This window comes from Paenibacillus sp. OK003 (genome assembly GCF_900109515.1).
In the GTDB taxonomy this organism is placed as follows: Bacteria; Bacillota; Bacilli; order Paenibacillales; family Paenibacillaceae; genus Paenibacillus; species Paenibacillus marchantiae.
Map to the genome: position 1 here is coordinate 36,681 of NZ_FOBD01000008.1, position 12,149 is coordinate 48,829.

Genomic DNA, 12,149 nt, shown 5'->3' on the forward strand with positions numbered 1-12,149 from the left:
TTATTCAACATGCTAATCCAGGTTTGGATCCAGTGAATATCGTTTATCCTTTCAGTCCGCTGGTGCTCATGCCCTGTACAATTTGTTTCTGGAAAATAAAGAACACGGCTACAACGGGTACGAGACTCACAATGGACATCGCGAACATCGCTCCCCAGTTGGAGGCAGACTCACTGTCCAGGAACATTTTCAGCGCCATGGAGACCGTATATTTATCCGGCGAGTTCAGATACAGGACTGGACCGAGCAGATCCTCCCATCTCCAGTAGAAGGAGAAGATCGCAGCCGTTGCGAGTGATGACTTGATGAGCGGCATAATAATCTGTACATACAGTCTAAACTTATTACATCCATCAATGGTAGCGGCCTCATCCAGCTCTTTCGGAATTGTACGAATGAACTGAACCATCAGGAAGATAAAGAACGGCATCCCGAAGAACGTAGGTACAACGATCGGCAGAATGGTATTCAACCAGCCAAGCTTCGTGAAGATAATATATTGGGGTACAAGTACAACGTCATGCGGCAACATCAGAGTCAACATCATCAGGGAGAACCAAAAATTACGTCCTTTGAAGTTAAGTCTGGCAAAACCAAAGGCAATCAGCGATGAGGATAACACGGCACCAATCGTAGAGATGACCACAATAACGAGCGAGTTGGTGATGTAATCCATAAACGGTCTTCCGCCTGCGCCTTTCCAGCCATCCGCGTAGTTACTCCAGATCCATTCCGTAGGGAACAAGGACTCAGCAGTTACGAAGATGGTACGACTTTCTTTGAATGAGCTGAAAAGCATCCACAGAACGGGATAAAGCATCAGGAGGGCCAAAGCTGCAACGAACAGGTGATAGATGGGCCATTTCACATTTCTCCAAACCATCGTTACTTCCCTCCTTCGGATTCATAAAACACCCAGAACTTGGATGTCAGGAACACCGCGACTGTGAGTATACCGATCATAATAAGCATGATCCAGGCCATGGCCGAAGCATAACCCATGTTGTTAAACATAAAGGCCTGACGGAACAGATACAGCGAGTAAAGCATCGTACCGTCCATGGGACCGCCCTCGCCTTTAGAGATGATATATGCAGGTACGAACGTCATAAATGCACCGATCGTTTGCATAATCAGGTTGAACAGAATGATTGGACTGAGTAGCGGTAAGGTGATACCAAAAAATTTACGTACCGGGTTGGCACCATCCACACCTGCTGCTTCGTACATCTCGGGAGAGATATTTTTCAGACCGGCCAGGAAGATGAGCATGGAAGATCCAAACTGCCAAACAGATAACGAGATCAGCATAACCAGAGACGCATTCGGATCACCAAACCAGCTGATAGGCCCGATTCCGATTGCCGTTAATGCACTGTTGATGACACCCTCATTACTGAAAAGGTTACGCCACATAATCGATACGGCCACACTACCACCGATAATGGACGGCAGGTAGTACAAGGTACGATACGTTCCGACCATACGAGATCCCGTATTCAGAATCATGGCTACGAAAAGCGCGAAGACCAACCTTAGAGGAACACCAATAAACACATACAGGAACGTTACTTTAACCGAATTCCAATACTTCGGATCATCAAAGAACATTTTGGTGTAGTTGTCCATCCCGATCCACCGTGGGGAGGTGAACAGGTTATAACTCGTAAACGACATGTATAGGGATACAAACATCGGAATAAGCGTAAAGCCCAGAAAACCGATGATAAAAGGACTAATAAAAGCATACCCGGTTAGGTTTCTGCGCAACGACGAATATTGCCTCAACGGAACGAACCTCCTTTATTGATCTGCTTGCTTCCCGCACCCTTGCTTCGAGCTACTGGACGGGGAAAGGCCCTCGCTTTACGCGAGTAGCCCAGTTCCCGTCCATCCCGATATTGGGATGAGCAAGCGATCATTCAACTGTTATTTATTGTTGGCAAGAACCGCCTCGGCATTTTTGCGGAAGGTCGCTGCTGCTTGTTCCGGTGTCACCTTACCAAAGTTCAGTTCCTCCACAACGTCCGCCAGAGAAGCAATGACTTCCGGTGAACCTACCGGTGGTGGTGGACTCATTGGTGAAGCCTTAGGCTCCATGGACGCTACGAAATCAAATACCTGTTTCGTTGCATCACTCAACTCAGGAGCGATTGCTTCCTTGATTTTGCCGGAGATCGGCACACCGCGCTCGCCTTTGATCAGTTTGTTCGCTTCCACGTCATTCACCCAGAAATCGATGAATTTGGCCGCTTCTTCCTTCACTTTTGAGTTCGATGTTACAGCCCAATACATACTTGGCTGCATATAAAGTCCTTTTTCCATGTCAGGACCAGGCATTGGTGCAAACGCTAACGGACGGTTGGCTACCTGCTGCAAGGCCACAAACTGGTTGGACCATTGCCATACGCCAATTCCTTTTTCCTTGACCAGATCGGATTCCTCGATAATCCCTTTTGTCTGGTTAGCCACATCCGGTGAAGGCGCTGCGCCCTGTTCGATCATCCGGCGCATGAGTCCGAAGAACTCAACGAATAGTTTGTCGTCATCATAGCCAAGACCGGTTCCTTCAGCATTGTAGAGGGACAATCCTTTGGTACGCAGGAAATAGTGGAAAAAGATATCCGGCGCTACGCCCCCATCCAAAAAGAGTCCTTTGGCAGCCGTTTGTTTGCCAAGCTCTTCATACGATTCCCAAGTCATGTCTTCGGGAATGGCATCCACACCCGCTTTTTTGAGCAGAGCCGGATCATACTGGAAACCCAGTACGTTAACACCAGCAGGTACCCCATATTGTTTGCTGTTGATAACGCCTGTGCTGATTACGTTCTCGGATACATCGTCCACTTTAATCTGGTTTCCGAGATACGGGGACAGATCTTCGAGCTGTCCATTCTGTGCATATTGGCTGATGTAGGAAATATCCATCTGAACAATGTCTGGCAGTTGATTCGCTGCAGCTTGTGGAGCGAGCTTTTTCCAATAGTCATCAAATGAAGCGTATTCCACATCAATTTTGACGTTCGGGTTTTTCGTTTTGTACAGGTCAATGACCTTCTGTGTGTATTCATGACGTGCATCTGATCCCCACCATGCGATACGAAGTGTCACCGAACCATCCCCAGATGATTCGCCCGATCCTCCGCTGCTGCTGCATGCCGTTGTTAATACCAGCAATGCCGCCATCATCAGGAATATCGCCTTTTTCACCATGCCAATCTCCCCTTTTATGTTGAAATGGTTGTGTGAACGAGTTACCTTTCACTTTCTGATAACGCTTTCACGAACTTTATATTGTCATTTTCGCAAATGTCGGACCATAGTTGAATACACAAAACCGTCTTGTTGGTTCAAAAAACAGAGGAGGACAACTGCACCTCTATCGGCGCTGTTCGTCCCCCTCATATATCGAATATATGATCGTCAGTCAATTGTTATAAGCCAGTTCTGCGGAATTCGGTAGGTGTCATACCGGTCCACTTTTTGAACACCTGACTGAAATATTGCGAGTTCCCCCCGAAGCCAAACAATTCGGCAAGCTCAAAGACCTTCACATCTCCGCCTCTGCGAATATGGTCGCAGGCACGCTCAATGCGCAAACGATTCACATAATTGGAGAAGTTTTCTCCCGTCACTTTTTTGAATATCTTGCCGAGATAATCCGGATTCATATATAACATCTGATGGGCAACCCCGTTAAGCGAGAGATCAGCCTCGCCATAATGGCGATCTACAATATCCATCATCTTCTCCACGGCAGAAGACTGACGACTAATATGATTTTTATAATAACCGGAGGTTAACCTGGCTGCACTGCTGGCAACAAAGGATTTTAAGCCAGACAATGTGTCGATATGGGGCAGCTCTGCCATACGCTGGGTAAATTCCGTCGCCTCCTCAGGAGGACAGACATGAATCATTGCAGAATACAACTGCACCACATACGAACGAGTAATCCCAATTTCCAGCTGCTGACCGGACAAAAGCTCGAACAGGCGATCCACTTCAGCTGCAGCTTCTTCGGTATTGCCTGACTTAATCAACTGGCACAATTGCTCTGCATCTTGTTCAACATGTAACCCATCACATTCCCCGGCCAGCTCCAGATCACTTTTGGTAATCAGCTTGCCTTCGCCGATAAAGAAGCGGTGGTTCAGGCATTGCAGCGCCTCACGGAACAGACGTCGGGACTGGATCATTCGATCTGCTTCACTGAGGGCAGCCGTAACTTCCAGTTTATATAGTCTCGTGAAAGCAGCCCGAACTTCCTCAATGCTCTCCTTCAGACCCGTTGGGTCGGCAGAGTCCCCCAGCAAAATTAATAGTTTACCTTCAATGGTAGTGCTTAACAGAACATGGGGCAGCAGATCACTGGCAATATTTTTGATCGCAAATAAATGACTATAATCATGTTCATCTGCGATTCGGAACAGCAGCAGCCGAACTTCAGTATCCTCCAGCTCCAGGTCAAACAGCTCCTGATAATACTCCAAATCGACCGGACCATAGGTTTGATTTGTCATAAACTCCAGCAGGAACTGCTCCTTCACATGTGGCAGCACCCGCTGCAGACGCTGTTTCATCTCTCCGGCCACATGTTCCTTTATCTGGGCATCCTGGTGTTCCTGAAGCAACTCGGACAAGGCATCGTGAATCTGGTTCTCGTTACACGGTTTGAGCAGATAATGCTTCACTCCATATTGCATGGCCCGACGAGCGTATTCGAACTCTTTGTAGCCAGACAACATGATAAAGCGGAGTCCAGGGTAAGCCTCTGATGCTTTTTCAATGAGTCCAAGACCATCCAGGCCCGGCATCGAAATATCCGTAATGATAATATCCGGTCTGGAATGACCGATTTTATCCAGCGCTTCAATCCCGTTTCTCGCGGTATCCACCAGTTCCGTTCCCGCTGCAGCCCAATCCACGACTTGCGAAATCCCCTCCAGAATGACACGTTCATCATCTACGAGCATCACTTTGTACATCGTCATCGTCCTCTCTGATCCAAGGTATTCTGATCGATACTACGGTCCCTGATCCGGGATTGCTGCTCATGATCATTTCGCCTTCGTCGCCGAAGGTCAACCTGATCCGTTCTTTGATGTTCGACAGTCCGATCCCCTGTCCCCTCGTCTGTATGCGTCCCTCCTGCAATTGCTCCAGAAATTCGGGAGTCATGCCCGGGCCGTCGTCCTCCACCTCAATTACAACATGGTCTTCATCCGCTCTCGCCCTAATCCGAATTCGGCAAGGTTCTATGCTTGGCTCCAATGCATAATGAATGGCGTTCTCCACCAATGGCTGCAGGGTTAACTTCGGAATGCGTGCAGTTCCCACTTCGGGCGCAATGTCCATGTCAAAATCAAGTCTCTCCTCGAATCGCGTGTGCTGAATCGTTACATAACTGCGGACGATGTCCAGTTCCCTTTCCAAAGTAATCCACTTCTCGGACATGTTCACTGAGCTTCGCAGCAGAAATCCGAGGGCTTCAACCATTTCGGAGATTTGATGCTGCTTCTGCACTTTGGCAAGCCAGTTGATGGATTCCAGTGTGTTATATAGAAAATGTGGATTAATCTGCGCCTGAAGCGCTTTCAATTCAGTCTCTCGGATCACCAATTGCTTCGCATAATTCTCGTCAATGAGTTCGCGTATACGCTGTACCATCATCTTGAACGTGCGGTGCAGCAATCCGACCTCATTTTGTGAAGATATCGGGACATTGCCCAGCGCAGCTTCCTCCAGCTTATCCAAATCGCCTTTTTCGATATTGCGCATTTTCTTGATCAACTGGGCGATGGGCTGTGTAATGCTGCGAGAAAACTTGGCTCCGAATATAAGCGCCGCTAGGAATATCATGATAAAAATGACAGTCACCAGCTGTTTAACAAACTGGATCTGCTTAAACATCTGGTCAAAGGGCGTCATATACAGATACACCCAATCTGTATATGGGGAATTCGCACGAGCGACAAAATTCCTTCCCTGCTCAAACATGGCTATCCCATAGGGCTGAGTGCGCTTCAGTTCAGACTCGATTTCAGATTTACTGACAGTCGACTCTGTTGGGTAGATTACTTCCCGGCCATCTGTAATTAATAGCTGTGAATCCTCTGCCGGGTGTTGCATCTGGTCTTGGACAATCCGATCCAATCGTACACGAATAACCAGGGTGCCCAACTTCTCCAGCGTAAATGCTCCACCGGTAAAAGACTTTACCTGTCTAACCGACAGTAATCTGGCTTGTTGGTCCCCGCCTGTGTACCAAGCATTAGAGCCCGAATATTGCTGTCCCAAAGCAACCAATTCTCTTTGCTTCTTCTCCGAGATTCCCTCCCGGTTTCCAGCTGCCATAATATTATTATCATTATCGATAAAGATCATGGAATAGACGTATTTCTCCGAACCTGCATATGCGACCAATCGGTTGGTAATTTTTTTGCGCAGGCCATTTTGCTCATACCCCGATTCAGCCTTATCCAACTGAAGAAGATATTGCTGAAGAGGCTCGTCGGACATGACCTTGAAGGATAGATTGGAGATCTCACGCAGTTGGTTCTCGATGCCCACCGAAGACATATTAAGCACCTGTGAGGATTTCTCATAGATTTGTCGATCATAAATGCCGAACACATAGCCCAGGACAGATACATAGAACGTGAAGCTGATCAGCATCAGTAATCCGATGAGAAGAATGGTTTTGTGATGAATCGGCAATGTCGTGAGAGCGTTTTTAATTCTAATCATTCAAAGCGCTCCTTTGGCTCGCGAAGGGTGCTGTCATTCCAAACTGTTTTCGATCTAGCTGTAAGTTATTTTCATATTTACACATCCATGGTCAGATGACAAGTCATATTTATGCAACATTTTAGGTTATTTCAGCAGGGTAATAGGTTTTATTTTCATGAAAATTATAGTAATTTATATATTAATAATCGCAAAGGAGGAAATATGAACTCCACTCATATAGCAATTCTCTTTATTTTGCTACTTTTTCTTTTCCTATCACTAAATGAAATCATTAAGTTTATAGCACGCAAAGATCAAGAATCGCCCCCGCCAGTGAACGTAAGACTTTGGCTTATCCCATTGTTATCCCTATTTATCATTGTTCCTGTTGCTTTTTTCACAGTACTATATAGTTTATTTTTCTATACTTTTGGTGGAATGAGTCATTCGTTATACTTTGAACAGATTGGTGATGTGATTATATTTTCTGTATTTATTTTAGTTGGATTTATATTATTTGAGACCCTTATCCATCCTATTATCATTGCTGTCTTGAACTATGGTGTAAAAAGACGGGTTTCAGTTTTCACCAGAAATTCTGTCACAATAATAATCGATGGTATCATTATTTATTTTTTGGGCTCTATCTTTGAAGGGGTATATATCCAAGATTTCTGGTCAGCTCTATCCATTTCAGTTTTATATCATATTATAGAATGGATATTCACTTGGATTCACCATCTTTATCAAAAGAAGAAAACTAATATGAATTTATAATTTCATTCAGTCTGCCAAGCAAAAATGCTAAAGCCATCCTAATTCGTTGGAAGGCTTTAGCATTTTTATTTAAATCATTTTAAGTTCACAAACTTTATTTAATAAATTCTTATATACGTGTTATGGATTCACAAAAACGGTTTTTAACTTGGCGACATACTGCACATCAAAGCCAAGACCCTCAGCTACCATAGCAACCGGCACATATGTTTTGGACTCTGTGCCCACCTTGTTCAAGAATGCAGGTGTATCCACGGCTACGGATGCACCATTCACCTGAACGGCCGTTGCACCAATCTTCACGGCAACCTTGCGATCTCCGTATGTAATCGTTGCGGTTGAGGTTTTGTTATCCCATACCGTGGTTGCGCCAACGGCATTCACGATATCCTGGATCGCCACAAAGTTTTTACCATTGCGGTTGATTGGTTTGTACGGCGTGTCCAGCGTTTTACCACTGACAATGATATTCATCGGTTGGCCTGCAGCAGGAGCCGTCAGCTTGGTGTAATCGCCCCAGATCGTTTCTGCGAATACTTTGGCAATCGCTTCATATCCGAACTGATTCGGGTGGAAATCGCGGTCTTTAATCATGTGAGTCATCGTGCCTTCACCGCCAATAAACTCCTTGGCGACATGAGCCACTTTTACATCAATGCCTTTAGCGGAAAATTCAGTCGCAATGCCATCAATGGTCGCAGTAAACCCTTGGGAAGCCTCCATCAGTTTCGCATAGAGCGCTTTGCCAGCTACTTCAGGCATGGGTTGGTACTGGTCAGCGATTACGATTTTGGCATTAGGATTAATCTCATGAATATCATTGATAACTGCGCTAACATTAGCTGTATAGGAAGATAGCAATTCCTTCACTTTTGCTTCCAATTCCGCATCACTTAGCTTATCTGCTGAACCGAGCAACTCGGACACATCGTTCCCTCCGATTGTGATGGCAACCAGATTAGCCCCAGCTACACTCTCCCGGATGGCAGCAATATTGGCTCCAACTTGTGCCGCTCTTGGATCAGGGAGGCTCGGTTGAATGGCTTCGGAAGTGAGCGCTTTCCCTTCTTTAATCGCATCTGTAAAGTTTTTCAAACCACTGCTCTTCAATCCGGCAATACCATAGTTGTCCACCTGAGTACGTCCGTGAAGCAGACCTTGTTCCTGCAACCGTTCTACATAACCATATGGCAGTTCTTTCAGGTTCGGCTCATATCCTACGGTGATGGAGTCCCCCAATGTGACGAGGCGGAATTCCTTGGTTACTGATATCGCATCTTTCTGTACAGGCAATGATGATGTTACGCTTCCTGCGGGTAACGCATTGCTATCCGCAGCATGAGCGGACTGTGCGGATGATGCCAAAATCAGCATGCCTGCCAGCATACTTGCCGTTAATCCCGCGGCGGTACTTCTCCATATGCGTTTACGCTTCATTCTTAGAACACTCCTTTTTCCCGTATCTATAAAATAAAAAAATAATTACATATTACACTGTTCACTCCGATGACAGAAGTTCGTGTAACTCTATTCTAACATGATTAAAGGGGCGCTGTCGTCTGCACTCCATATCCGCACTAAAAACAGACTCCCCTAATTAGGGAAGTCTGTTTTTAGTTAAGCATAGGCAAGATGTTCACTCGTTAAGACCCTGATTTGTCCGAATCTCCGGAATGTGAATCATGAGCATCAGCCGCGGGTTTATTTCCGACAGACCGATCTAGATATCGATCGTAGCGATCGTCCACCTCACGTGCCATGTCGCGGTACTTCAACGTTTCTTCAACAATCGGGTCACGTTCTGTCTGAATGCGCACCTCGTACTTGGGAGGAATCAGCTGACGTTCACGTTTGTCAGCATCGCCGGACTCCTCCATCTCCCCTTCAGTCAGCATATCACTCAAACGTCGTTCCAGTTCTTTGGATTCATCCATTGTTGTTCGCTCCTTAAATTAAACTCACATATGCGCTTACCTTGTTATTGCACTTTCACTTCGTTGACAGAACAATCTTTCGATCGCTGTTATCCCCAGATTTCTATGATTTCCTTGTCCAAGGGAGAAATCCGGTGATAAAGGCGAGCGCTACGCTTCTTCAGATTTGTTCAGTCCCCTCCGTTTAATGAGCAATTTCAATTTTTTCAAGCAATGATGAGTTGAATAAACTCACTCACTCTAGACCTGTTGCGTTTGCTTCCTTCAGCACACCCGTCAGTGCATCATGAATTTTGCCATTGCTGGCAACCACATGGCTCACGGACAGTTGGTAAGGCGTCCCTACCGTATCGGTAACCTTGCCGCCGGATTCCTCAACCATCAGTGCACCTGCGGCGATATCCCAAGGCTTCAGACCAACTTCGGTATAAGCGCTAAGGCGCCCCGCTGCAACATATGCCAAATGCAGGGCGGCAGAACCACCCGCACGCAGATTGCGTACTTGCGGTGCAAGCGCCTGAACAGCGGCCATATTGATCGGCAGCGCGTAGGTTGTATCCGCTGGGAAACCAACCGCGATCAGGCTCTGTGCCAGTTCCTGTTCACCCGATACAAGCATCCGGTTTCCGTGCACGTAAGCGCCTTTTCCTTTTTCTGCAACAAACATCTCGTCACGGGAAGGATCGTAGATTACCCCTACAATCACCTCACCGTTATGAGCCAAAGCGATGGATACCGAATAGAACGGAAAACCGTGTACAAAGTTCGTCGTTCCGTCCACCGGGTCCACAATCCAGAGAAACTCTTCTTCCTCAGCTTCTTTCAGTGCCTTCGCTGATGCTTCCGGTCCCGGTTCCACGCCTTCTTCACCCAGAATGGCATGATGGGGAAAATGCGTCAGAATCAGGCGGCGGATCATCTGCTCCGCACCTTTATCGACTTCAGTAACGAGATCCTGCGGCGAATACTTGGTTCCGGGCTCCCCCACAGTACCGAGACGGCTCTTGATCCACTCTCCAGCTTTGGAAGCTGCATTAATGGCGACGGCAGTATAGCTTTTGCTTGTCACGACATAAGGTGTTTTTTCCTTCTCATTCAAAGCGTTCACTCTACTTTCTATATCAATCTACGAAAAATTAAAATACTTGTTAAAAGTATACGCCCCAAGGGTCGTAAAGTTTCTCGTTGCCCAGGCCCCTTTTGGCGCTAAGGATGAATGATAACCGTCGACTCGTCCACCCATTCCACACCCTCTTCGTGATAGAATGCTAGTTTCTGCATCAACTGCACCAGAGCTTCATCCTTGCGCTTGGCCTCAATCATCACATCAAGGGCGGGTGTATCGGCTGCAATATGACGTAAAAAAGTGAGCAGCGGCTCCACCTCAACACCGTCAGCATGACCACGCAGGTCCTTCTCACTCTTTGGACTGGAGACGTGAATTTTGGGCGGTAACGGCTTGTCTGCTGGTGAATCCGCTTGAGCAAGCGGGGACTCCCATGTCTTCAATATATCCGGCCAAAGATCCCACGGCTGTTCGCCTTCATTGTTCACCCATTGATGGTGGATATCCAGCACCATGGGCAGCCCCACACGTTGACATACTGCAAGTGTCTCGGGAGCATTGAACGTTTTGTCATCATTTTCGAGCGTCATCCGTTCCTGAATATCCCGATCCAGCTTCAGAAAATTTTCTTCAAAACGCAGCGCTGCACTAGGCTTGTCACCGTATGCACCACCAATATGTATATTGTTCTTGGCAGTAGCATTCAGCCCCATAGCATCCAGCATGCGTACATGATGACGAAGGTCGCGCATGGAGTTGCGCAGCACTTCCTCACGAGGCGTACTAAGTACCGTAAAATGGTCCGGGTGGAAAGACACACGCATCTCGTTCTCCTTCACAAAATCGCCAATCACGGCAAAGTCCTGCTTGAGCGCAGGAAACGGGTCCCAATCGCTCAGATCCTCATGCGTTGCCAGCGGAATTAATTTGGAAGAGAAACGATATACATGAATATGGCTTCCTTTGTTGTGTCTGAGCAAACGTAATGTATTATGCAAATTCTCGGCTGCTATCCGTTCCAGCTTGCGAATTGCCGCTTCCCTATCATCAATTTTCTTAAAGCTGGACATGGTCATCGTCCGGGAAGGAGAAGCATTCTCCACAAGCACGGACATCGCCACATAGCCAAAACGTACAAGCATGAATTTCTTCCTCTCTATTAGGGCGGGATTGCTTCCCGGATATGAAGCCGGCAGCCTTCCCTTCACTTTATATAACCAAGTTTTACCCTAAAAGAGTGAGCATAATCGTGATTGGGACAAATCTGTCCATTCGTTCAGGTCCACGTGCAACAAACTATCCCTGTGCCTGTTCACCAAAGAACATCTCATCCGCGAGAGCCGTCTGAATGCGTGATTCTTCCTCATTCAGTTTACGGATCAATTGCATCTCCACTTCGGTCACTTCCTGACCCTGGAAGTTAATCTCCGCAATGGAGACGACGATTTTTACGATGGCTACGGCCACGTTATCCGGTGTGTAAGCTATGACTTTCTGTCCGGTAGGAAATACACGAAAGCCTTGTTTGACCATTTTGCCACGGCCGTATTCAAGCAATTCGAACAGCTCTTGTTCATTCTTAAATTTGCACACGGAATTGAATTCGGTCTGAAATCCCATTCATACCCCTCCTTATAATG

The 12,149-nt window shown here is 46.7% G+C and carries 11 protein-coding genes; 1 reads left to right on the forward strand and 10 read right to left on the reverse strand.

Going from position 1 to position 12,149, the window contains the following annotated elements:
* Positions 1–43: 43 nt before the first annotated feature.
* From BMW94_RS13745 to BMW94_RS13765, 5 genes are all read right to left on the reverse strand, one after another.
* Positions 44–883 (reverse strand): carbohydrate ABC transporter permease, encoded by an 840-nt coding sequence (locus BMW94_RS13745; RefSeq protein WP_024633028.1) that lies wholly within the window; start codon positions 881–883, stop codon positions 44–46.
* Positions 884–885: 2 nt separating this feature from the next.
* Positions 886–1,788 carry a carbohydrate ABC transporter permease gene (locus BMW94_RS13750; RefSeq protein WP_024633027.1) on the reverse strand — a complete coding sequence of 301 codons (903 nt, stop codon included), beginning with the start codon at positions 1,786–1,788 and terminating at the stop codon, positions 886–888.
* Positions 1,789–1,929: 141 nt separating this feature from the next.
* On the reverse strand, positions 1,930–3,213 hold the full coding sequence (locus BMW94_RS13755) for an ABC transporter substrate-binding protein (protein WP_090999161.1): 1,284 nt from the start codon (positions 3,211–3,213) through the stop codon (positions 1,930–1,932).
* 221 nt (positions 3,214–3,434) lie between these two features.
* Positions 3,435–4,988: a response regulator gene (locus tag BMW94_RS13760; RefSeq protein WP_090999163.1), complete on the reverse strand. Its 1,554-nt coding sequence runs from the start codon at positions 4,986–4,988 to the stop codon at positions 3,435–3,437.
* On the reverse strand, positions 4,963–6,750 hold the full coding sequence (locus tag BMW94_RS13765) for a cache domain-containing sensor histidine kinase (RefSeq protein ID WP_090999165.1): 1,788 nt from the start codon (positions 6,748–6,750) through the stop codon (positions 4,963–4,965). Before BMW94_RS13765 ends, BMW94_RS13760 begins: the two co-directional genes overlap by 26 nt.
* Positions 6,751–6,954: 204 nt before the next feature.
* On the opposite strand from BMW94_RS13765, the gene BMW94_RS13770 reads away from it, so the two are divergent.
* Positions 6,955–7,509, forward strand: a complete 555-nt coding sequence (locus BMW94_RS13770) for a hypothetical protein (protein WP_090999167.1) — start codon at positions 6,955–6,957, stop codon at positions 7,507–7,509.
* A gap of 120 nt (positions 7,510–7,629) precedes the next feature.
* Here the strand turns inward: BMW94_RS13770 and BMW94_RS13775 are convergent, their stop codons facing one another.
* From BMW94_RS13775 to BMW94_RS13795, 5 genes are all read right to left on the reverse strand, one after another.
* Positions 7,630–8,946: an SGNH/GDSL hydrolase family protein gene (locus BMW94_RS13775; RefSeq protein WP_090999169.1), complete on the reverse strand. Its 1,317-nt coding sequence runs from the start codon at positions 8,944–8,946 to the stop codon at positions 7,630–7,632.
* Positions 8,947–9,152: 206 nt separating this feature from the next.
* Positions 9,153–9,443: a hypothetical protein gene (locus BMW94_RS13780; RefSeq protein WP_090999171.1), complete on the reverse strand. Its 291-nt coding sequence runs from the start codon at positions 9,441–9,443 to the stop codon at positions 9,153–9,155.
* Positions 9,444–9,678: 235 nt separating this feature from the next.
* Positions 9,679–10,551, reverse strand: coding sequence for an inositol monophosphatase family protein (locus tag BMW94_RS13785; protein ID WP_090999172.1), 873 nt, complete (start codon positions 10,549–10,551; stop codon positions 9,679–9,681).
* Between the two features lie 98 nt (positions 10,552–10,649).
* The gene (gene uvsE / locus BMW94_RS13790; RefSeq protein ID WP_090999173.1) at positions 10,650–11,651 is read right to left on the reverse strand and encodes a UV DNA damage repair endonuclease UvsE; all 1,002 of its coding nucleotides are present in this window, start codon (positions 11,649–11,651) and stop codon (positions 10,650–10,652) included.
* Positions 11,652–11,805: 154 nt separating this feature from the next.
* Positions 11,806–12,129, reverse strand: a complete 324-nt coding sequence (locus BMW94_RS13795) for a hypothetical protein (protein ID WP_053779624.1) — start codon at positions 12,127–12,129, stop codon at positions 11,806–11,808.
* Positions 12,130–12,149: the final 20 nt, after the last annotated feature.

What these genes read in the sequence shown, in the direction of transcription:
- BMW94_RS13760 (WP_090999163.1), bottom strand. Translation starts at nt 4,988, where the DNA reads ATGTACAAAGTGATGCTCGTAGATGATGAACGTGTCATTCTGGAGGGG.
- BMW94_RS13795 (WP_053779624.1), bottom strand. Translation starts at nt 12,129, where the DNA reads ATGGGATTTCAGACCGAATTCAATTCCGTGTGCAAATTTAAGAATGAA.
- BMW94_RS13765 (WP_090999165.1), bottom strand. Translation starts at nt 6,750, where the DNA reads ATGATTAGAATTAAAAACGCTCTCACGACATTGCCGATTCATCACAAA.
- BMW94_RS13780 (WP_090999171.1), bottom strand. Translation starts at nt 9,443, where the DNA reads ATGGATGAATCCAAAGAACTGGAACGACGTTTGAGTGATATGCTGACT.
- BMW94_RS13775 (WP_090999169.1), bottom strand. Translation starts at nt 8,946, where the DNA reads ATGAAGCGTAAACGCATATGGAGAAGTACCGCCGCGGGATTAACGGCA.
- uvsE (WP_090999173.1), bottom strand. Translation starts at nt 11,651, where the DNA reads ATGCTTGTACGTTTTGGCTATGTGGCGATGTCCGTGCTTGTGGAGAAT.
- BMW94_RS13745 (WP_024633028.1), bottom strand. Translation starts at nt 883, where the DNA reads ATGGTTTGGAGAAATGTGAAATGGCCCATCTATCACCTGTTCGTTGCA.
- BMW94_RS13770 (WP_090999167.1), top strand. Translation starts at nt 6,955, where the DNA reads ATGAACTCCACTCATATAGCAATTCTCTTTATTTTGCTACTTTTTCTT.
- BMW94_RS13755 (WP_090999161.1), bottom strand. Translation starts at nt 3,213, where the DNA reads ATGGTGAAAAAGGCGATATTCCTGATGATGGCGGCATTGCTGGTATTA.